At 71.8% G+C, this 21,124-nt stretch carries 17 protein-coding genes, 1 tRNA gene and 1 pseudogene; 11 read left to right on the top strand and 8 right to left on the bottom strand.

Features of this window, described 5'->3' with window-relative positions:
* Position 1: 1 nt before the first annotated feature.
* Positions 2 to 238, bottom strand: a complete 237-nt coding sequence (locus JIG36_RS36005) for a hypothetical protein (RefSeq protein WP_203380909.1) — start codon at positions 236 to 238, stop codon at positions 2 to 4.
* A gap of 110 nt (positions 239 to 348) precedes the next feature.
* Here JIG36_RS36005 and fdh point away from each other — a divergent pair.
* From fdh to nrfD, 3 genes and pseudogenes are all read left to right on the top strand, one after another.
* Positions 349 to 3,600 (top strand): annotated as a pseudogene (gene fdh / locus JIG36_RS36000) (formate dehydrogenase); the annotation flags it as partial.
* On the top strand, positions 3,599 to 4,690 hold the full coding sequence (locus tag JIG36_RS35995; RefSeq protein ID WP_203380907.1) for a 4Fe-4S dicluster domain-containing protein: 1,092 nt from the start codon (positions 3,599 to 3,601) through the stop codon (positions 4,688 to 4,690). The pseudogene fdh and the gene JIG36_RS35995, both read left to right, overlap by 2 nt.
* Before the next feature lie 245 nt (positions 4,691 to 4,935).
* Complete coding sequence (nrfD, locus tag JIG36_RS35990; protein ID WP_203380906.1) at positions 4,936 to 5,901, top strand: NrfD/PsrC family molybdoenzyme membrane anchor subunit; 966 nt, start codon at positions 4,936 to 4,938, stop codon at positions 5,899 to 5,901.
* Here the strand turns inward: nrfD and JIG36_RS35985 are convergent.
* Both JIG36_RS35985 and selD read right to left on the bottom strand, forming a co-directional pair.
* Positions 5,840 to 6,232, bottom strand: a complete 393-nt coding sequence (locus tag JIG36_RS35985; RefSeq protein WP_203380905.1) for a MerR family transcriptional regulator — start codon at positions 6,230 to 6,232, stop codon at positions 5,840 to 5,842. The two genes, nrfD and JIG36_RS35985, sit on opposite strands and share 62 nt — an antisense overlap.
* A gap of 153 nt (positions 6,233 to 6,385) precedes the next feature.
* The gene (gene selD, locus JIG36_RS35980) at positions 6,386 to 7,399 is read right to left on the bottom strand and encodes a selenide, water dikinase SelD (RefSeq protein WP_203380904.1); all 1,014 of its coding nucleotides are present in this window, start codon (positions 7,397 to 7,399) and stop codon (positions 6,386 to 6,388) included.
* A 55-nt stretch (positions 7,400 to 7,454) separates the two neighbouring features.
* Between selD and JIG36_RS35975 the strand changes: the two genes are divergently transcribed.
* A tRNA-Sec gene (locus tag JIG36_RS35975) sits at positions 7,455 to 7,547 on the top strand.
* Positions 7,548 to 7,549: 2 nt separating this feature from the next.
* Here the strand turns inward: JIG36_RS35975 and JIG36_RS35970 are convergent.
* From JIG36_RS35970 to JIG36_RS35960, 3 genes are read right to left on the bottom strand one after another with little or no spacing between them, the layout of a single operon-like run.
* Positions 7,550 to 8,332: a hypothetical protein gene (locus JIG36_RS35970; RefSeq protein WP_203380903.1), complete on the bottom strand. Its 783-nt coding sequence runs from the start codon at positions 8,330 to 8,332 to the stop codon at positions 7,550 to 7,552.
* On the bottom strand, positions 8,322 to 8,564 hold the full coding sequence (locus JIG36_RS35965) for a hypothetical protein (protein ID WP_203380902.1): 243 nt from the start codon (positions 8,562 to 8,564) through the stop codon (positions 8,322 to 8,324). Before JIG36_RS35965 ends, JIG36_RS35970 begins: the two co-directional genes overlap by 11 nt.
* 14 nt (positions 8,565 to 8,578) lie before the next feature.
* Positions 8,579 to 9,481 carry a LysR family transcriptional regulator gene (locus JIG36_RS35960; RefSeq protein WP_203380901.1) on the bottom strand — a complete coding sequence of 301 codons (903 nt, stop codon included), beginning with the start codon at positions 9,479 to 9,481 and terminating at the stop codon, positions 8,579 to 8,581.
* Between the two features lie 72 nt (positions 9,482 to 9,553).
* Between JIG36_RS35960 and JIG36_RS35955 the strand changes: the two genes are divergently transcribed.
* Entirely contained in the window at positions 9,554 to 9,967 is a 414-nt protein-coding gene (locus tag JIG36_RS35955; protein ID WP_236048940.1) for a RidA family protein, read from the top strand.
* 88 nt (positions 9,968 to 10,055) lie between these two features.
* On the opposite strand, the gene selB is transcribed toward JIG36_RS35955, so the two are convergent.
* Positions 10,056 to 12,017 (bottom strand): selenocysteine-specific translation elongation factor, encoded by a 1,962-nt coding sequence (gene selB / locus JIG36_RS35950; RefSeq protein ID WP_203380899.1) that lies wholly within the window; start codon positions 12,015 to 12,017, stop codon positions 10,056 to 10,058.
* 137 nt (positions 12,018 to 12,154) lie between these two features.
* A complete protein-coding gene (selA, locus tag JIG36_RS35945) occupies positions 12,155 to 13,450 on the bottom strand; it encodes an L-seryl-tRNA(Sec) selenium transferase (protein WP_203380898.1) in 1,296 nt (431 codons plus the stop codon).
* Positions 13,451 to 13,481: 31 nt separating this feature from the next.
* On the opposite strand from selA, the gene JIG36_RS35940 reads away from it, so the two are divergent.
* From JIG36_RS35940 to JIG36_RS54390, 6 genes are all read left to right on the top strand, one after another.
* Positions 13,482 to 14,264, top strand: coding sequence for a hypothetical protein (locus JIG36_RS35940; RefSeq protein WP_203380897.1), 783 nt, complete (start codon positions 13,482 to 13,484; stop codon positions 14,262 to 14,264).
* 4 nt (positions 14,265 to 14,268) lie between these two features.
* Positions 14,269 to 17,091, top strand: a complete 2,823-nt coding sequence (locus tag JIG36_RS35935; RefSeq protein WP_203380896.1) for an ATP-binding protein — start codon at positions 14,269 to 14,271, stop codon at positions 17,089 to 17,091.
* Positions 17,084 to 18,094, top strand: a complete 1,011-nt coding sequence (locus JIG36_RS35930) for a class I SAM-dependent methyltransferase (RefSeq protein WP_203380895.1) — start codon at positions 17,084 to 17,086, stop codon at positions 18,092 to 18,094. Before JIG36_RS35935 ends, JIG36_RS35930 begins: the two co-directional genes overlap by 8 nt.
* Before the next feature lie 43 nt (positions 18,095 to 18,137).
* The gene (locus JIG36_RS35925) at positions 18,138 to 18,767 is read left to right on the top strand and encodes a dienelactone hydrolase family protein (protein WP_203380894.1); all 630 of its coding nucleotides are present in this window, start codon (positions 18,138 to 18,140) and stop codon (positions 18,765 to 18,767) included.
* Positions 18,764 to 19,396 (top strand): phosphoribosyltransferase, encoded by a 633-nt coding sequence (locus JIG36_RS35920; RefSeq protein WP_203381064.1) that lies wholly within the window; start codon positions 18,764 to 18,766, stop codon positions 19,394 to 19,396. Before JIG36_RS35925 ends, JIG36_RS35920 begins: the two co-directional genes overlap by 4 nt.
* A gap of 151 nt (positions 19,397 to 19,547) precedes the next feature.
* On the top strand, positions 19,548 to 20,606 hold the full coding sequence (locus tag JIG36_RS54390; protein ID WP_307873049.1) for an MFS transporter: 1,059 nt from the start codon (positions 19,548 to 19,550) through the stop codon (positions 20,604 to 20,606).
* The last annotated feature ends 518 nt before the right edge of the window (positions 20,607 to 21,124 follow it).

Here is a 21,124-nt window from a genome sequence, read left to right as displayed (position 1 = left end):
ATCACCCTCCGAACGGGCGGTCGGCCGGGCGGTCGCCGCCGTCGCATTCGTCCGGTGGTTCCGTCTCGGGCAGGAGGTCGAAGAGGTCGGGGCCCTCGTGGCCGACGTCGATCGAACGGCCGACCAGGCCGAGCTGGGTGGCGCAGTCGCGGCCGAAGCCCTTGACCATGCGGTCGGCGCGCGTGAGGTGCCCGCAGCGGGGACACCGTCGCATCTCGGCGTTCGTGGAGCTGGCCATCGGTCCAAGTATCGCCGCCGGGCGCTATGTCGGCACGATCTGTGGACAACCTCGCGGAGCGCGCGTGTGGTCCGGGTGCGGGGCGCCCGTACGGGGGCTAGGGTTTGATCGTGGGCGTCAAGACGTGGATCGAAGGCTGGCCGGTCTATCGGCAGCTGACGGGCACGGACCCGCTCGGGCGGGGAGCGGCCGCCCAGTCCAGGAAGTCCAAGGAGCTCACGGCCCGCACCGAGACCGCCGACCGGGTCGCCAAGTCGGTCTGCCCCTACTGTGCGGTGGGGTGCGGGCAGCGGATCTTCGTGAAGGACGAGAAAGTTGTCCAGATCGAGGGCGACCCCGACAGCCCGGTCTCGCGGGGGCGGCTCTGTCCCAAGGGCTCGGCCAGTCTCAGCCTCGTGAACAGCGAGCGCCGGCAGCAGAAGGTGCTCTACCGGAGGCCGTACGGGAAAGACTGGGAAGAACTTGATCTTCCGACGGCGATGGAGATGATCGCCGATCGGGTGCTCGCGGCCCGCGACGCGACCTGGCAGGACGCGGACGAGCACGGGACGGCGCTCAACCGTACGTTGGGAATCTCCAGCCTCGGCGGGGCGACGCTCGACAACGAAGAGAACTACCTGATCAAGAAGCTGTTCACCGCCATGGGCGCGATACAGATCGAGAACCAGGCGCGTATTTGACACTCCGCCACGGTTCCCGGTCTGGGAACCTCCTTCGGCCGGGGCGGGGCCACCGGATTCCTCCAGGATCTGGCTAACGCCGACTGCATCGTCATCCAGGGCTCGAACATGGCCGAGGCGCACCCGGTGGGCTTCCAGTGGGTCGTCGAGGCCAAGAACCGGGGTGCGAAGGTCATCCACGTCGACCCGCGGTTCACGCGTACGAGCGCGCTGGCCCACACGTATCTGCCGGTGCGCGCGGGGGCCGACATCGCGTTCCTGGGCGGCGTGGTCAACTACATCCTCAGCAACGAGAAGGACTTCCGCGAGTACGTGCTGGCGTACACCAACGCGTCCATGCTCGTCAGCGAGGACTTCCTCGACACCGAGGATCTCGACGGGCTGTTCAGCGGCTACAACCCCGAGACCAACACGTACGACCAGTCCAGCTGGATGTACGCGGGGCAGGAGCACGAGGGGCAGAGCCACGGCGAGTCGCACGCCGACCGCGAGACGGCCAGCGCCCAGCAGCACGAGTCGCACGGCCCGCCGGTGCCCGCCGACGTGCCCCGCGACCCCACTCTGAAGGACCCGCGCTGCGTCTATCAGATCCTCAAGCGGCACTACTCGCGCTACACGCCGGAGGTCGTCGAGCGGCTGTGCGGCGTACCGCAAGCGAAGTTCCTCGAGGTCTGTGAGGCGTGGACCGCGAACTCGGGCCGCGAACGTACGACCGCGCTGGTCTACTCGGTGGGCTGGACGCAGCACAGCGTGGGCGTGCAGTACATCCGCACCGGCGCGATCATCCAGCTGCTGCTGGGCAACATGGGCCGGCCGGGTGGCGGGGTGATGGCGCTGCGCGGGCACGCCAGCATCCAGGGCTCGACCGACATCCCGACGCTGTTCAACCTGCTGCCGGGCTACCTGCCGATGCCGCACTACAAGACGCACGAGACGTTCCGGCAGTGGGTCGACGACATCCGCCATCCGGGGCAGAAGGGCTTCTGGGCCAACGCCGAGTCGTACGCGGTGAGTCTCATGAAGGCGTACTTCGGTGACGCGGCGACGGCCGAGAACGACTGGGGTTACGGCTGGATGCCGCGCCTGACCGGCGACCACGGCACCTACCAGCAGGTCCTCGACATGATCGACGGGAAGATCAAGGGGTACTTCCTGCTCGGGCAGAACCCGGCCGTCGGTTCGGCCCACGGGCGGGCCCAACGGCTGGGTATGGCCAACCTGGACTGGCTCGTGGTCCGCGATCTCTACATGATCGAGAGCGCGACGTTCTGGAAGAACGGGCCCGAGATCGCCACCGGGGAGATGTCGCCCGAGGAGTGCAAGACCGAGGTCTTCTTCATGCCGGCCGCCTCCCACGCCGAGAAGGAGGGCACGTTCACGCAGACCCAGCGCATGCTGCAGTGGCGGGAGAAAGCTGTCGACCCGCCGGGCGACGCGCGCAGCGAGCTGTGGTTCTTCTACCACCTCGGGCGGATCATCCGGGAACGGCTGGCTGGATCGACCCGTACGCGGGACCAGGCTCTTCTGAATTTGACCTGGGACTACGGCTCGGGTGACGAGCCGGATGGCGAGGCCGTGCTCAAGGAGATCAACGGGTACGACCTCACCACCGGCAAGCTGCTGAGCACGTTCAACGAGATGAAACCGGACGGCTCCACGTCGGGTGGCTGCTGGATCTACACGGGTGTCTTCGCCGACGGCGTCAACCAGGCCAATCGGCGCAAACCGGGGCGTGAGCAGAACTACGTCGCGCCCGAGTGGGGCTGGGCCTGGCCGGCCAACCGGCGCACCCTTTACAACCGCGCGTCGGCCGACCCGGAGGGTAATCCCTGGTCGGAGCGGAAGAAGTACGTGTGGTGGGACGCCGACAAGGGCGAATGGGTCGGCGAGGACGTGCCCGACTTCGAGAAGAAGAAGCCGCCCTCCTATCGGCCGCCCGAGGGCGCGTCCGGCGTCGAGGCCATCTCGGGTGACGACGCGTTCATCATGCAGGGCGACGGGAAGGGCTGGCTCTACGTGCCCGGTGGCCTGATCGACGGGCCGATGCCGACACACTACGAACCGGCCGAATCGATGGTGCGGAACCCGCTCTACGGCCAGCAGGCGAACCCGACCCGCAAGGTCTACGACCGCTCCGACAACCCCACCAATCCGAGCCCGCCCGAGCGACATTCCGAGGTTTTCCCGTACGTCTTCAGCACCTCCCGCCTCACCGAGCATCACACCGCGGGCGGCATGAGCCGGCAGCTGGCCTACCTGTCGGAGCTGCAACCGGAGATGTTCGTCGAGGTGTCACCCGAGCTGGCGGCCGAGCGCGGCCTCGAGCACACGGGGTGGGCGCACATCGTCACCGCCCGCGCCGCCATCGAGGCCAAGGTGCTGATCACCGACCGGCTCGTGCCGCTGCGCATCGAGGGCCGCACGGTGCATCAGCTCTGGATGCCGTACCACTGGGGTGGCGAGGGCCTGGTCACCGGCGACTCGGCCAACGACCTGATCGGGATCACGCTCGACCCCAACGTGCTCATCCAGGAGAGCAAGGTGGGCACCTGCGACATCCGGCCGGGCCGCCGCCCCACCGGGCATGATCTGCTGCGGTACGTGCAGGATTATCGGGAGCGGGCGGGGCTGGTTCCCGGGCACCACACACCGATCGTGACCGTGGAGGAGCCGGACGACGATGGGCAGTAACAGCCTGTACGGGCCGGTCGATCCCGCGCCCGACGCCGGGTACACCGATGCGCCGCCGCGGATGGGGTTCTTCACCGACACGTCCGTGTGCATCGGGTGCAAGGCGTGCGAGGTGGCCTGCAAGACGTGGAACGCGGTGCCGGACGACGGGTTCAACCTGCTCGGGCAGTCGTACGACAACACGGGCGGGTTGAGCGCGGATTCGTGGCGGCATGTGGCGTTCATCGAGCAGCCGTCCCGGGGGTCGCAAGCGTTTCTCGGGCTCCCGACCGGGCCTTCGTCGGCTCCCGCGGCCAATGTTGTCGCGTCCCAGCAAGTCGTGCCGACCGGGACCGAGCCGGGTATCCCGCCGGCCGTCGACGCCCTCGCCGCGGCGGCCACGGCCGGCACTGAGTTCGTGGGCGCCGGCCCTAAGTTCCACGGCGCCGGCACCGGGTTCCACGGCGCTGGCCCTGAGTTCCTTGGTATGCCGGGGACGGATCTGCCGGGCCGTACGGACCCGGCGCCGCGCAGCGACTTCCGCTGGCTGATGATGTCGAACGTCTGCAAGCACTGCACCCACGCCGGCTGCCTCGACGTCTGCCCGACCGGCGCGCTCTTCCGCACCGAGTTCGGCACGGTCGTCGTGCAGGACGACATCTGCAACGGTTGCGGTTACTGCATTTCCGGATGCCCGTACGGGGTGATCGACCGTCGCGAGGGTGACGGGCGCGCGTGGAAGTGCACGCTCTGTTACGACCGCCTTGGTGACGGACTGGAACCGGCGTGCGCCAAGGCGTGCCCGACCGAGTCGATCCAGTTCGGTGAGCTCGACGAACTGCGGGAGCGGGCCCGGGCCCGGGTCGAGAAACTGCACGCGGAGGGCGTCGCTTCGGCCCAGCTCTACGGGGAGAGCGAGGACGACGGTGTGGGCGGGGACGGCGCGTTCTTCCTGCTCCTCGACGAGCCCGAGGTGTACGGGTTGCCGCCCGACCCGATCGTGCCGACGCGCGACCTGCCGCACATGTGGAAGCGGGCGGGGTGGGCGGCGTTGACCATGGCCGCGGCGGCTGTGGTGGCGTTCGCGGGGAGGCGTCCGTGAGCCCCGCTTCTCCCGCGCCTTCTCCCGCGCCGGACGGCGGTTCGCAGCGCTCCGGTTCTCACGGGCCGGGCGGCGGTTCGCAGCGTTCCGGTTCTGACGGGCCGGGCGGCGGTTCGCAGCGTTCCGGTTCTCACGGGCCGGGCGGCGGTTCGCAACGGTCCGGTTTTCGCGCGGCGGATAGCGGCTCGCAGGGCTCGCAGCGCTCCGGTCGTGATGGGGGCAAGCGCGGCGGCGGTGACCGGTCCATGGTTCCGCGCGCCGACTTCCAGTCCTACTACGGGCGGCCGATCGTGCGGCCTCCGGTGTGGACCCACGACATCGCGATCTACCTGTTCACCGGTGGGCTGGCCGCGGGGTCGGCGCTGCTCGCGGCGGGTGGGCAGGCGACCGGTGACGTCGTGCTGCGCCGGGCCGGCCGGGCGGCGACGATGGGGGCGCTGGGCGCGAGCGCGTTCTTCCTGATCAAAGACCTGGGCCGCCCCGAGCGGTTCCACCACATGCTGCGCGTGGCCAAACCGACGTCCCCGATGTCGATGGGCACCTGGCTGCTGAGCTTCTTCGGTGGCGCGGCCGGTGTGGCGGCGGCGGCCGAGGTCGCGCCGCTGCTGCCGGAGCGCGGCGTGCTCGGGCTGGCCCGGCGGGTGCTGCCACCGGTGGGCGCGGCCGCGGGCTACGGGGCGGCTGCGCTTGCTCCGGGGCTGGCGACGTACACGGCCGTGCTCTTCGCCGACACTGCGGTGCCCAGTTGGAACGCCGTCTACCCGGATCTGCCGTTCATGTTCGCCGGAAGTGCGCTGGCCAGTGGCGCCGGCGTCGGGCTGATCGCGGCCCCGGGCAAACCGGCGCGGCGGATGGCGGTGGCGGGCGCGGCGGTCGAGCTGGCGGCCGGGCACCGGGTCGAGAACAACTACGGGCTGCTCAGCGAGCCCTACCACCACGGACGGCCGGGCAAGCTGCTGCGGCTCGCGCGGGCGTTGACGGTGGCCGGGGCGGTGGGGGCGGTGGTCGGGCGGCGCAGTCGGGTCGTGTCGGCGCTGGCCGGCGTGTCGTTGCTGGCGGGTTCGGCGCTGACCCGTTTCGGCGTGTTCGAGGCTGGTGTCGAGTCGGCCAAGGACCCGCGCTACACCGTGGTGCCGCAGCGGGAACGGCTCAACTCACGGGCAGCGACTCCTGGTGAGCCCGGGCCATCTCCCCGTACAGGGAAATCTTGATGTCGAGCATCGCGAGGTCCTGCTGCAGCTCGTCGATGCGGGCCAGGACGCGCTCGCGGTGCTCGACAAAAAGCTGCAGACGGTCAGTGAGCGTTTCGTCGCCGGCTCGCACCATCTCGGCATAACGGCGCATTTCCCGTACGGGCATGCCGGTGCTCCGAAGCCTGATCAGCAGCCGCAGCCAGCCGATGTCGTCGTCGCAGTAACGACGGCGGCCGGCCGAGTCGCGGTCGATCGGCTCGACCAGGCCCTCCTGCTCGTACCAGCGCAGGGTGTGCACGCTGAGGCCGACCATGTCCGCGGCCTCGCCGACGGTGACTCCGTTCGCCATACCCGTACCCCCGGTTCGTCCGCTTTTCGGAGCGCTGCGGCGTTCACTTTTCAGCACTCGCTGCGGCCCTCAGCCTTCCAGTTAGAGTGCACTCGAAGTCAAGCGCCGCCGTACCGCCTCTCGCCGGTTGCTTCTCGCCGGTGCGGATCCTTGTTATCGCACCACTTCGAGTGTCGTGCCGTCGGCGCGGGCCGGGATCAGCTCGCCGATCACCGGGTAGCCCGGCACCTCACCGGCCACGAGCAGCCCGCCCGAGGTCTGGGCGTCGGCCAGCAGCAGCAGTTCGTCCTCGTCCACGCCGGCGTCGAGGTGCGGGCGGACCCAGTCGAGGTTGCGGCGGGTGCCCCCACTGACGTACCCGTCCGCGAGCGCCTGCCGGGCCCCCGCCAGATAGGGAACCTTGGCTGCTTCGACCCGGGCCGTGACGCCGCTGGCCCGGGCCAGCTTGTGCAGATGGCCGAGCAGCCCGAAGCCGGTCACGTCGGTCGCGCAGACGGCTCCCGCTCCCAGTGCCTTTGACGAGGCGGCCAGGTTGAGCGTGGTCATGGCGGCGACCGCCTCGTCGAACACCTCGCCGGTCGCCTTGTGCCGGCTGTTGAGCACTCCGACGCCGAGCGGTTTGGTGAGTGTCAGCGGCACCCCCGCCACACCGGCGTCGTTGCGCATGAGCCGTTCCGGATCGGCGATGCCGGTGACCGCCATGCCGTACTTGGGTTCCGGATCGTCCACGCTGTGCCCACCGGCCAGATGACAGCCGGCCTCCCGCGCGATCGCCAGCCCACCCGCCAGCACTTCGGCCGCGAGCTCCATCGGCAGCAGATCCCGGGGCCAGGCCAGCAAATTGACCGCGACGACAGGCGTGCCACCCATCGCATAAACATCGGAGAGCGCATTGGCCGCGGCGATGCGTCCCCAGTCGTACGCATCGTCAACCACCGGAGTGAAGAAGTCGGCGGTCGCCACCACAGCCGTGCCCGCAGCCAAACTGACCACGGCCGCGTCATCCCCGTCATCCAGCCCGACGAGCAGCTCACCGGGCCCCTTGGGCGTGCCGGTCCCGACCAGCCCCGCCACCACGGCTTCGAGCTCGCCGGGCGGGATCTTGCAGGCACACCCCCCACCGTGCGCGTACTGGGTGAGGCGCGGTGCATCGGTGGTCGTCACCACCCCACTCTGGCATGCCGCCCACCGCCCCGCCCACCGCCCCGCTAGTGTTTGCCCCGGAGGCGTTCAGGTGGCTGGTGCCCCTCCCGGTCTTCAAAACCGGTGCAACTCGGCATCCGAGTTGGGCGGGTTCGATTCCCGTCCGCCTCCGCTCTACTCCGGGACGTAATGGTCGAAGTCGCGGCACAGCTCCGACCGGTCGTGGTCGGCAGCGCCGTTGAGAAGCGCGATGAGATTGCGGTTCTGGGCCATCGACGAATAGGCGACCTCGTCGTTGCACACGGTGCGTGACGTAACGTCGTCGTTCGGGATGATCTCGATAGAGCCGTCGAAGTTCAGCACGATGGTATTGATGTCCTGCACGGCGACGACGTATACGACCCTCGGGGCAGGCCATTGACGGTTCTCGACAATCTCGAGTGGCATCGGCGCGGTGAGGGAGAAGACCTGCAGGACAGCAATCGCGGCAATGGCCGGGGGCAGGGCGACCAGAAGCTTCCGGTGCCAGCCATGCCGTGCGGCGGGAATCCGGCTGCGGCGCCAGATCAGGAAAGCGCTCGACCAGCAGACCGCGATCACCAGTCCGGTGAGGAGCCACGAGAAGGTTGTGATCGCGGCGAGGAAGGCCGCACAGGCGCTCGCGGCGGCGTATACCCAGTTGATCCATGGCTTCAGGGTGTCCGGCTGCATGATGTGCGCGACCCACACGAGGGGGATGGCCGCCGCAGTGACGCCGAAACGTATGGCGTCGTAGAAGGCGGACATCAGCAACCCGGTCACCGGAACGTGCTGGGTCAACACGCGCAGCGATTGAGAGTCACCCCTGGACAGATGGATCAGGGAGGCCAGGGCAATCAGGGCGGGGAGGCCGGCGAGTGCGAAGGTCGCGAACCATTTGATGGCGGTGGGAACGACGGGTGGATCGTCAGTCGTCATCGTCGCTCGTCATCTGCGTTTTCTCGCTGCCGGGGGGTCGGCGTCGCCGATCGGGGCGTGACCCTCTGCGCTTGACGGTCTCGCTGATCAGGGAGAGGACGAGAGCGATGGTAGCGACCAGAAATCCGAGCACGGTCGCCCAGGTGTCCGGATTGCGCACGGATGTCACGCTCACCAGCCACCACGCGAAGCCGAGGAAGAGGAGCGGGACTGCGACCCAGAGGATCCTCACAACCTCATGATGGCTCAGCGGGTCCACAGAGGGTCGACAGCCGCGGCCAGGAGGGGAAGAAAATGATCGACGGTGGCGGGGTGGGTGCGGCCGGCGGGGGTGGCGGCGTAGATGCGCCGGGTGGGCTCGTCGTCTCGGTGCAGGCGCAACAGGGCCACGTCGGCCGGCTTGCTGCGCATGGCCAAGGCTGGGATCAGGGCCACTCCCAAGCCGGCGGCTACGCAGCCCAGCTTGCCGGTCCAGTCGGCGGCGACGATGTCGATGCGCGGGTGGAAACCGGTGGGCAGGGCGGCCCGCAGCAGCGTTGACTCGGCGTCGGCGGAGCCTGCTATGAACGCGTCGTCGGCCAGGTCGGCGAGGCGGACCGTACGGCGTTTGGCCAGGCGATGGTTGCGGGCGACGGCCACCAGCAGGCGCTCGTCGAGGAGGTGGTGCAGTTCGAAGCGCGTGGTGTCGATCGGGCCGGCGGGGGACTCGCTCACCACGGCCACGTCGGCCTCGCCTGCGGCCAAACGGTCCAACAGGGTGGGGGTCAGGCCTTCGACAAGACTTAAGGCCACTTCCCCGTACGCACCCCGGAAGCGCGCCAGGGCCCGGGGGACCAGAGCGGCCACGGCCGTGGGGAAAGCGCCCACCCGAAGCCGGCCGGTGCTCAGCGTGCGGAGGTCGTCGACGGCCCGCCGAGCGGTGACCAGCTGGCCGAGGATCGCCTCGGCGTGCGGGAGCAGGGTGCGGCCCTCTTCGGTGAGGGTGACCCCGCGGGGTACCCGGTCGAAGACGGGCGCGCCGACCTCGGCCTCCAAGGCGGCGATCTGTCGGGACACCGCCGACTGGGTGTAGCGCAGGCGCCGGGCGGCCGCGGTGATCGAGCCGGAGTGGGCGACGGTGCGGAACACGTCCAGCAACACGGTATCCATGACCCGGCAGCATGGCACGTATGCGTGACATTCGCTGGTGGCATGGCTGGGTGCGGGCCTAGCGTCGTCGGCATGGTGAAGATGACGCTCGACAACCCCGCTTCGGTCGCCGCGCCGTTCGGGGACCGGTTCGCGCACGTGGCCCGCGTCGATGTGGGTGGCGGGGCGCTGCTCATGCTGACCGGGCAGGTTGCGGTGGACGACCACGGTGAGGTGGTGGCCCCGGGCGACGCGGGCAAGCAGGCCGAACGCATCTTCGAGATCGTCGGCGGCCTGCTCGAGGCGCACGGTTCGAGCCTGGCCGGTGTGCTTCACATCCGCACGTTCATGACCAGCCTGGACGACCTTCCGGCGTACGGGGCGGTCCGCCGCCGCCTGTTTCCCGCGCCCGGCCAGAACCCGCCCGCCAGCACGACGGTCGAGGTGAGCAGGCTGTTCCTGCCCGGCGCGGTGCTCGAGATCGAGGTAACCGCGGTTGCGCCGTGATCGTAAGCCCACCAGCGGGTCAGAGGGGGCTGGCGGAGGGTGAGCAGGCCGGTGACACTCGGCCGAGGTGGTGGCGGGATGTGGTGGGTCAGCGGAGGCGGCGGCGGTCGTCGGCGAGGCGTTCGGTGATCGAGCGGCGGTCGAGGAGTTCGAGGAGCGGCACGGCCACCCGGCGGGTGGTATCGAGGGCGCGCCGGGCCTCGCTCAGGGTGAACGGCTGCGGCACGGCGCCGAGTGCTTCGGCGGCCGCTTCGACGGCGTTGGCGGCCAGCACCACCTGAGGTGACAGCTGGATGACGAGGCCGGTGCGGGCGGCGGCGGCCAACTGGCGCGGGCCCAGGCCGAGGGCGGTCAGATCGTTGGCTTCGGGGGCGGTGAACGGGCCGAGGCCTTCGAACGCCGTGGTCACGAGGGCGATCAGCTCTTCGGGCGGCCCGGAGGCACTGGTCGCCACCCGTCCGCCGCGGATGGAGAGCGGCGGCCGCACCAGTGCGGTGACGAGCGCGCGGTCGGGCAGTCCGAGGCGGTGCCGCAGCGCCTCGATCGGCATGCCGGGCTCCAGCGGATGCTCGCGCTGATAGGCCGCGACCTCACCGGGCAGTCGCTCGCCCAGAGCCGCCCAATAGCCAGGATCGGCGAACCAATCCCCGGCAACCGGCTCCGCGCCGGCTCGTGAAGCTGAGGAGGGGGCGTCGGCAGTGGCTGAGGAGGAGGGGCGGGCGTCGGCAGTGGCTGAGGAGGAGGGGCGGGCGTCGGCGGTGGCTGAGGTGGGGGCGACGGCAGCGTCTGACGAAGGGTGGGCGCCGGCGGCGGAAGGGTGACGGGCGGCGGTGGAGGAGGGGTGGGAAGCGCGCTTCGGAGCCGCCTGCGAGGGGGCCGTCGTGGGTGTGGGTAGGGGGACGCCCATGGCGGACAGGTCGGCGGCCCTCATCAGGAGGCGGCGGGACAGTTCGCTCTCCAGGGACGGGTGGCCGTCCATCGTGGTCAGGATGTCGGCTCGGGCTGCGGCGGCGCCGCGACGCTGGAGGGTGGGTGGGGTTACGTCGAGGACCGTCACGCCGCCGGCCACGTGGTGACGGCCGGGGTCGCGTAGCAGCAGACGGTCGCCGATGCGTAACGGCAGGGGGCGCGCCAGGCGCAGGCGGGCGGTGTCGGAACCCAGAGGCCGGACGCGTACGGGGACAGCAGCTGAACCGGCATGCAGTGTCATCGCGGCCGGCAGGTCGGCCACCGGATCACCGTGCAGGCGTATGTCGATCAACTCGGTGGGTCGGAAGCGGCCGGGGGTCAGCAGGGCGTCGCCCCGGCTCACGTCGTCGCGTGCGGCGCCGCGGAGGTTGACGGCCACCCGGGACACGGCGTTCACCACGTCTACCGGCTTCCCGAGAGACTGCAGACCCCGTACGCGCACGGTGGTCCCGCCCAGCGTCAGCTCGTCGCCGGTCCGTAGGACGCCCGCGCCCAGCGTGCCGGTCACCACGGTGCCGGCGCCCTTGACCGTGAACGCCCGGTCGATCCACAACCGCACCGGCGCATCGTGAACCGGAGCTGGAAGCCGGCCGATCAGCTGGTCGAGTTCGGCCCTCAGCAGGTCCAGGCCCTCGCCCGTGGTTCCGCTGACGGCCACCGAAGGCACGGGTCCGAGCGGCGTCGCGGCGATCCGGTCGAGGGCCTCCGCGGTGGCCCGGTCGGGGGAGGCCAGGTCACTTCGGGTCACGACGAGCAGCCCATGCCGTACGTCCAACGCCGCCAGTGCCGAGAGGTGTTCGGCCGACTGGGGCATCCAGCCCTCGTCCGCGGCCACCACGATCATCGCGGCCGGGACGGGACCGATGCCGGCCAGCATGTTCGGCACGAAGCGCTCGTGGCCGGGCACGTCGACGAACGCGACGGTCTCGCCCGAGTCCAGCGTCGTCCAGGCGAAGCCCAGGTCGATCGTCATGCCCCGGCGGCGTTCCTCGGCCCACCGGTCGGGTTCCATGCCGGTGAGCGCCCGCACCAGCGTCGACTTGCCGTGATCGACGTGCCCGGCGGTGGCCAGCACACGCATGTCAGCCCACCCGGCAGACAACGGTCGGCAAGCAAAACAGGCGCATGTCAGACGCTCGGCCGGCGGCGGTCGGCCGCGGGGGCGGGAGCGCGGAAGACGCGCGCCCGGCAGCGGCCGGCGGACGGGACGGGCGCATGTCAGACCTCCTGCGCGGCGACGGCGATGACCATGTCGGTCAGCACGCCGTCGGCCTCCTCGGGGACGCATCGCAGGTCGAGCAGCAACCGTCCCCGGTCGACCCGCCCGACCACCGGTGTGGGGGCGGTGCGCAGCGGACCCGCGTACGGGGAAGGCAGTGAGAGTGACCACGACGGCAGCGTGACCTCGGGCGCGCCGCCACCGCCCACCACCGCGTCCGATTCGACCACCTCGACCGAAATGTCCCGCGCGGCCAAAGTAGCCTGCACCCGCAAAGTGCGAGCACGCAGAGCAACCGGATCGTAATGCAGAGCGTCACGAGTTGGGGTGGTCGGACCGGTGAGGGTGGCCTGAAGAGCGGCCAACGTCAGCTTGTCGACCCGCAGCGCCCGAGCCAGCGGATGCCGCCTGAGCTGGTTGACCAGAGCGGACGACCCGAGCAGCAGCCCGGCCTGGGGCCCACCGAGCAGCTTGTCCCCACTGGCGATCACCAGCGACGCGCCCTCACCGAGCGTGGTCGCCGCGTCGGGCTCGAAGGGCAGCAGCGGGTCGGGCGCCAGCAGGCCGGAACCGATGTCGGCGACCACCGGCGGCCCGAGCAAGGCCAGCTCGGGCAGCGAAGCCGCGCTGGTGAAACCCCGTACGACGAAATTGGAGGGGTGGACCTTGAGGATGAACCCGGTGGCGGGGCCGATCGCGCGCTTGTAGTCGGCCACCGACGTACGGTTCGTCGTGCCGACCTCGCGCAGCCGCGCCCCGGTCGACTCGAGCAGGTCGGGCAGGCGGAAACCGTCGCCGATCTCCACCATCTCGCCCCGGCTGACGATGATCTCGCGGCCGCCCCCGGCCAGGGCCGTGGCCGCCAGCACCAGCGCGGCCGCGCCGTTGTTGACCACGTGGACGTCTTCGGCGGCCGGAATCAGGCGGTGCAGTGCGGTCAGCGCCGTGCGGCCCCGCTTGGCCCGGCGGCCCGTGGTCAGGTCGAGCTCGACGTCGGTGTGCCCGGCGGCGGCGACGATCGCCTCGCGCGCGGCGGCCGAGAGCGCGGCCCGTCCCAGGTTCGTGTGCAGCACGACGCCGGTCGCGTTCAGCACCGGCCGCAACCCGCCGGGCAGGGCGGCCAGCGCGGTGGTCACCACCTCGTCCGGCTTGAGCTCCCCCTCCCGTACACGCTGAAGCGTGGCCACCACCGCGGCCTTGACCGCCGCCCGGCCCTCGGACCGGGTCGCGGCCGCCAAACGGGGATCGGCCAGAATCACGTCCGTCCGCGGAACGTGGCGCCGAGAGTCCACCATGACCTGAAAACTACCCGGGGAGGTGGCGCGGGTGCCGTTCGAGATCGACTTTCACGACAACGACGCCATGATCTGGAGCCGGCCGCTCACGCTGCTGGTCTCGGCGGCCGGCGCGGTGCTGATCGGGGTGGCCTTCGTGACGCCCTGGACGGAGTGGCTCGTCATCCTGGGGGTGGTCGCGCTGTTCGTGGCGATCAGCGGCTACATCGGGTCCACCCTGGAGACGAAGTTCGGGCAGGTTCCACTGGCCCAGCCGTCGGGGGTGCGGTCGCACGCCGGGCCCCGCCGCCGGTCGATGCGGCGCAGCAGCGGCGTCCCGTACGTCGCCGTCGCGCTCGGCGTGCTCCTGGTCGCGGCGTCCGACGGGTTTCCGCTCGTCGCAGCCATCGGGCTCGCCCTCGTGCTGGCGGGCCTGATCGTCGGGCCCGCGGCCGGGTTCGTGGTCACTCCGGAGTTTCTGCACATCGACACCGCGTTCCGTCGCATCAGCGTCCCCCGGCATCTGATCGGCAAGTTCGAGCACAGCGACCTCGAGGTGCGGCTGCGCCTGGAGAACCGCGACTTCGTCGACATCCGGGTCGACTCGCCGATCATGGAATACAGCTCGCGCGGCTACTGGATGAACGCCCGCTGCCGGGTCCGTACGACGGCCCGGCTGGTCCGCATGCTCGACGCGGTTCCCGCCGTCCCCGGCCCGCAGCAGGTCGTCACGCACCGGCGGCGACCCCTGATGATCGCCGTGATCGTGGTGGCGGCCGCGGCGATCGTTGTCCTCGCGGCCTATGGCGTCGCGACGACACCGTGGGAAGAGTGAGCATGTGCGCGTCGAGGTAGGTCTGCTCGGCCCGATCGAGCTGCGGCGGGACGACCGGCCCGCCGCCCTGCCCGGAGCGCCGCAACGCGCCCTGCTGGCCCGACTCGCGCTGGCCGGGGGCCGGGTCGTGCCGACCGGCGACCTCCTCGACCTGCTCTGGGGCGACGACCCGCCCGGCAACGCCACCGGCAACCTGCACAGCTACGTCTCCCGGCTGCGGCGGCACACCGGCGCCGACGCGATCCGGCGTGAGCCCGGCGGCTACCGCCTCGACCTGCCGGTCGACGTCCAGCGGGTCGAGCGGATGGCCGCTGCTGCTCGCGACCAGCCCCCGGAACGGGCGGCCGAGACGTTCGCCGCGGCCCTGCGGGTCTGGCGCGGCGACCCGCTGGCCGACGTGGCCGACCGGCTCGCCTTCGCGCCCGACGTCGCCCGGCTCACCGAATGGCGTCACCACCTGCGCGAGGAATGCCTCGACCGGCGGATCAGCGCGGGCCACGCGGCGGGGGCGCTGCCCGAGATCGAGGAGTACGCCACCGCCGAGCCGCTGCGCGAGCGGGTCCACCTGCTGCACATGCGGGCGCTGCACCAGGCCGGCCGCACCGCGGAAGCGCTGGGCGTCGCTCGTGCGTACCGGGAAAGGGTCGTCGACGGGCACGGGGTGGATCCGTCGCCCGCGCTCGACGAGCTGCGCGGACGCATCCTGGCCGAGGACCCGGCCCTGCGCCCCGGGGTCACGGCGCCGCCGCCGCGCCGGCCCGACCGGTTCTTCGGCCGGCACGACGAGATGGCCGCCCTGCGGGCCGCGCTGGCCGGCGGGCGGTTGACCACGCTGGTCGGCCCGGGCGGGGTGGGCAAGACCCGGCTGATGACCGAGGCGTTGAACGGCGGCGAACTGGTGGTCGAGCTGGCCGAGCGTTCGGTGCCGGACGACGTCGCGACCGCGGTGGCCGGTGCGCTCGGGCTGCGGGCCGCTCCCCGGGGCGGGGCCGCCGCGATCGCGAGCCGGCTCGGTTCGGCGCCCGCGCTGCTGGTGCTGGACAACTGCGAACACCTGCTTGACGCCGTACGGGAAATGGTCGAAGAGATCCTGCTGAGGTGCCCCCGGGTGCGTGTGCTCGCCACCTCGCGCCAGAGGCTGGGCGCGACCGGCGAGCGGGTGCTGCGGCTCGGACCGCTGCCCGAAGCCGACCGGGTAGCGCTGTTCTGCGACCGGGCCGCCCTGCTGCGCGCCGACTTCGGTGACGACGACCGCACCCGGGCTCTGGCCGCCGAGGTGTGCGGGCTGGTCGACGGCCTGCCGCTGGCGGTCGAGCTGGCGGCCCGGCGCGAGTCCGTCTTCGGGCTGCCGCACCTGCGCGACCGGCTCCACGCGGGACTGCACGTGCTCGAACCGGCCCGCGGCGGCGACCGCTCGACCGCCGTGACCGCGACCGTCGAATGGTCGTACCGGCTGCTCGACCCCGACGCCCAGCGGTTGCTGGACCGGCTCGCCGTCTGCCGGGGCGGGTTCGGCCTCGACATCCTGGCCTACCTGGCGGCCGGGGAGAACCTGCTGGCCGAGCTGGTCGACGCGTCCCTGATCACCTGCGACCTCGGGGCCACGCCGCCGCGGTACCGGCTGCTCGAGACCGTACGTCACGTGGCCCTGGCCCACCTCGGACCCGAAGACGAGCGTGCGGCCCGCGACGCCCACGCCCGCTGGATGCTCGACTTCGTCACCGACCTGCTGCGCCGCCAGCGGGTCCGCAATCCCGACACCACGCCCGCCCTGCGCCGCGAACTGGCCAACCTGCAGGAGGCGCTGGCCTGGCTGGCCGACCGGGACGAGGGCGCACGGCTGGCCGCGTGGCTGGCCGCCGCCGGCTCCGACGCGCCCGACCCCGGGCTGACCGCCCAGCTCGTCCGGTTCGCCCCCGAGCGGGTCGAGACCGAGGCTGACGTGCTGCGGGCCCTCGCCGCGGGCACCGGACAGTGGCTCGACGGGCGCCTGGCCGAGGCGGACCGGCTGCTCAGTGCCGCGATCGACCGGCTGCCGGAAGGGCATCCGCTGGGCGGGGCGGCGCTGCTGGGACGGATCTCCACCTCGATGTTCGCGGGCGACGCCGACCGCGTACGGGCCGACGCGTCACGTCTGCGGGCGGACCGCGCGGCCCCGGCCTGGACGCGCTCGACCGGACTCTGCTGCGCGGCCCTGATGGACGCCTACGGCGGGGACGCCGCCGCGGGGCTGCGCCGGCTGGAGGCGTACGGGACGGAACTCACCGCCGACCCGCTGGACGGATTTGTGCCGTTCACCCGCGCCGAGCTCCTGGCCGGCATCGACCCGGTGGCCGCGCTCGGGTTCTACGACGAATCGCTGCGGCGCACCGAACGGGCCGGGCTCGGCTACACCGCGAACATCGCCCGGGTCGGACGGGCGGCGCTGCTGATCCGGACCGGCCGGCACGACGAGGCGATCGGGGCCTGCGCGGACACCATCGTGCGGGTGCGCGCCGCCGGGATGACGGCGCAGCTGTGGACCGTCCTGCGGCTCACCGCCGAGCTGCTGGCCGGGCTGGGCGACCCGGACACGGCGGCCGTGATCGTGGCGGCGGCGGACGCCGACCCGTACGCGCCGGCGGTCATGGGCCCGGACGTCGAACGCCTGGCCCGGCTGCGCGCCCCGGATCCGCCGCCGCAGGACGTCGAACGCCTGGCCCGGCTGCGCGCCCCGGATCCGCCGCCGCAGCCGGAGGACGTGGTCGAGACCGCGCTCGAACGCCTCCGGCAAGCGGCGAGCAAGGTCGTGGCAAGCGCCGGCCCGCACCGTACGGGACATGACTGACACCTTCACCGAACAACTCCTCACCGACTTCGCCGGCACCGGTACCACCGCGCTGACCGTGCTCGGTGACCGTCTCGGCCTCTACCGCGCGCTCACCGGCGCCGGGCCGACGACCGCGGCCAAGCTCGCCGCCACCACCGGCCTCAACCCGCGGCTGGTCACCGAGTGGCTGACCGCCCAGGCCGTCTCCGGTCAGCTGGTCAGCGACGGCGAGACCTTCGAGCTGCCGGCCGAACACGCCGCCGGGCTGTCCCTGGTCGGGGGCGCCGAGATCGTCGCCGGGTACTTCCTGACGCTCGACAAGCTCGAGCGCGCCTTCCGCGGCGACGGCGGGCTCCCGTACGCCGACATGCCCGCCTGCGTGCACCACGGCATCGAGCGGTTCTTCCGTACGGCCTACGAGGGCTTCCTCGTCCAGGCCTGGTTCCCCGCCGTGCCCGGCCTGGTCGCCCGGCTCGAGTCCGGCGCCCGGGTGGCCGACGTCGGCTGCGGCCACGGCTTCGCCACGACCCTGATCGGGCAGACCTGGCCGGCCACGACCGTGACCGGGTTCGACAACCACGAGCCGTCGATCGCGATCGCCCGGGCCGGCGCGCTCGAGGCCGGCGTGGACAACGTCGAGTTCCGCCGCGCCGACGCGTCCGCGGTCACCGGCCCGTTCGACGTGGTGTTCTTCTTCGACTCGCTGCACGACCTCGGCGACCCGCCGGCGGCGCTGCTGGCCGCCTACCACGCGCTGACCGAGGGCGGCCTGCTGGTGGCGGTCGAACCGTGGTCGGCCGACGACTTCACGACCGTCATCGGCAACCCGGTCGCGCGGGCCAACTACAACGCGTCGACGGCGCTCTGCACGCCGGGATCGCTGAGCCAGCCCGGCGCGTACGGGCTGGGCACGCAGGGCGGACCGGCCAAGCGCCTGCAGCTGCTGGCCGACGCCGGGTTCGCCGACCCGGTGGTGGCCGCGGACACCGGACTCAACCTGGTGCTGGCGGCGCGAAAGTAAAATTCGGACGTATGGGGCGGGCCGTTCGGGGTACGCCCCATACATGTCGTTTCTGATCGCGGAGCGGGAGCTCGACGGCGACCTCACCCTGCCCATGAACGCCACCGGCATCGTGCTCTTCGCCCACGGCAGCGGCAGCTCCCGGCACAGCCCCCGCAACCGGGCGGTCGCCGAGGCGCTGAACCAGCGCGGCCTCGCCACCCTGCTGGTCGACCTGCTCACCCACGAGGAGGAGGTGCGCGACGCCCACGCCCGCGACCTGCGCTTCGACATCGGGTTCCTCGCCGACCGCCTGATCGGGCTCACCGACTGGCTGACCGAGAACGACCAGACCATGCGACTGCCGGTCGGGCTGTTCGGGGCCAGCACCGGCGCGGCGGCGGCGCTGGTCTGTGCGGCGGCGCGGCCTTCCGTCGTACGGGCCGTGGTGTCCCGGGGTGGACGGCCCGACCTCGCGGGACCGGCGCTGATGCAGGTCGACGCGCCGACCATGCTGATCGTGGGGGAGAACGACAAGGCCGTGCTCGACCTCAACGAACAGGCCCGCAACACCATGACGACCACGGCCGAGCTGCGGGTCGTTCCCGGCGCCACCCATCTGTTCGAGGAACCGGGCGCCCTCGACACGGTCGCCGAGGAGGCGGGCACGTGGTTCACGACGCACCTGAGATGATCTTTGCCGACCGGGACGAGGCCGGCCGCCTGCTCGCCGAGGCGGTCGCCGACCAGGTGCGACGGCGTCCCGGCCCGGCCCCGCTGGTGCTGGCCCTGCCGCGCGGCGGGGTCCCGATCGGCGTACGGGTCGCGGCCCGCGTCGGCGCCGAACTCGACCTCGTGATCGCCCGCAAGATCGGCCTGCCCAGCCGCCCCGAGTTCGGCGTGGGCGCGATCGCCGAGGACGGCCCACCGGTCTTCGCCGACAACTACGACCCGGCCGAGTTCTCCGACGTCGTCGCCGAGGAGCGGGCCGAGCTGAGCCGCCGGGTGCGGGAGTACCGGGGCGACCGGCCCCCGCCCGACCCGACCGGCCGCGAGGTCGTGGTGGTCGACGACGGGCTCGCCACCGGGGTCACCGCCCGGGCCGCGCTGCGCTGGTTGCGTACGCGGAATCCGCATCGCCTTCTGTTCGCCGCGCCGGTCTGCTCGCCCCAGGCCCGCGACAACCTGGCCGGCGACGCCGACACGGTGATCTGCCTGAGCGCGCCGCCCGCCTTCCGCGCGGTCGGCCAGTGGTACGAGGACTTCACCCAGCTCACCGACGCCGATGTTGATCGTGCGCTCCGGGGATTTGCCAGCACCTGACCCCTGCTGTGTACGATCGTACATATGAGCACCCTGGTCGCGGCGCCCACCCGCCGTGCGCGCATCGCCGTCGCCGCCCTGTTCCTGACGAACGGCGCCGTCTTCTTCAACGTCGTCCCCCGCTACCCCCCAGATCAAGGCCGACCTCGGCGTGAGCAACGCCCTCTTCGGCACCGCCCTGGCCGCGTTCCCGATCGGCGCGCTGCTGGCCGGCCTGCTCGCCGGCACCGCCATCCGGTGGTTGGGCTCGGCCAAGGTCGCCTCGTTCGGCATCGTGCTCATGACGGCGGCCACGCTGGCCATCCCGTTCACCCCGCACTGGCTGGCCTTCGCCGGGGTGCTGTTCCTGGTCGGCGCGCTCGACTCGATCGTCGACGTCGCCCAGAACGCCCACGGCCTGCGTGTCCAGCGCCTCTACGGCCGCTCGATCCTCAACTCGCTGCACGGCGTCTGGAGCATCGGCGCCGTGCTCGGCGGCCTGATGGGCGCGGCCGCGGCCGGCCTGTCGCTGCCACTCGCCGCCCACCTGACCATCTCGGCCGTCCTGTTCAGCGCGGTTGCCCTGGTGGCGTTCCGCTACCTGCTGCCCGGAGCCGAGGACGCCGAACGCGACGACCCGCCCGCCGCCACGGCTCCCACCCGGCGTTTCACCGGCGCCGCCATCCGCATGCTGGCCGCCCTCGGTGTGCTGGCGGCCGCCGGCGCCCTGGTCGAAGACGCCGGCTCGTCCTGGGGCGCCCTGTTCTTCACCGACGAGCTGCACACGGGCGCCGCCACCGCCGGTCTGGCCGTGGTCGCCCTGCAGACCGCCATGACCATCGGCCGTCTCCTCGGCGACCGCGTCGTCGACCGCTTCGGCCAGCGCACGGTCGTCCGCTCCGGCGGCCTGCTCGCCGCCGTCGGCATGGGGCTGGCGCTGGCTTTCCCCTCCGTGCCGACCGCGCTGGGCGGTTTCGCGCTGGCCGGCCTGGGCGTGGCGACCCTGGTCCCCGCGGCCATGCACACGGCGGACGAGCTCCCCGGCCTGTCCCCCGGCACCGGCCTGACCATCGTCAGCTGGCTGCTGCGCGGCGGGTTCCTGCTCTCGCCGCCGTTGGTCGGGTTCGTGGCCGACCTTTCGTCGCTGCGCGTCGGCCTGCTGACCGTCGTCGTGGCCGGCGTGGTGACGTTCGTGCTGGGCCGGGTGCTGGTCAACCGCCACACTGCCTGAAACCACACTGCTTTCGTACGGCTCGTCGTCGCCCCAACCGCACTCGGGCCGGACTCCGCCTTCGGCGGCTGCCGCGCGCGGCCCAGGCGTCGGGTCACGGCCGTAGCGCGCGACCGGGACGTTCCCGCTGGCCGGGCACGACGCGCGGCCACCATGCCGGCCGCGCCCGTGCCGAGCCCGGGTCGGCCGCCGACTCGGTGCCGCTTGTTGCCCCTCCACGTGCCGAGCATCCTGGCCCAACGGGCGCCGGCCGTGCGGTGCCCATGTGGATAACTCCCCAGTGTGGATAACCCCCAGCGGCGGCCCGCGAGAACATAGGCTTCCCGCGCCTCTTCCTTCTGACCCAGGGAGCTCAGGTTCAAGGGGTCGTCGCAACGCCTGATTTTGACGTGGGGTTGTCAGGTGTTCGAGGGTTCTGGTGCGGGCTGGGTCAATGGGTTGGGCAAGGCTGAACAGCGGCGCGCATATTTGGATCTTGTGGAACAGGGAGTAGGTACCGGCGAGGCGTGCCGGCGGGT

This window comes from Paractinoplanes ovalisporus, from assembly GCF_016834655.1.
GTDB classification, from domain to species: Bacteria; Actinomycetota; Actinomycetes; order Mycobacteriales; family Micromonosporaceae; genus Actinoplanes; species Actinoplanes ovalisporus.
The sequence above is the reverse complement of the archived record's forward strand: the minus strand, read 5'-3'. Positions and strand labels throughout refer to the sequence as shown.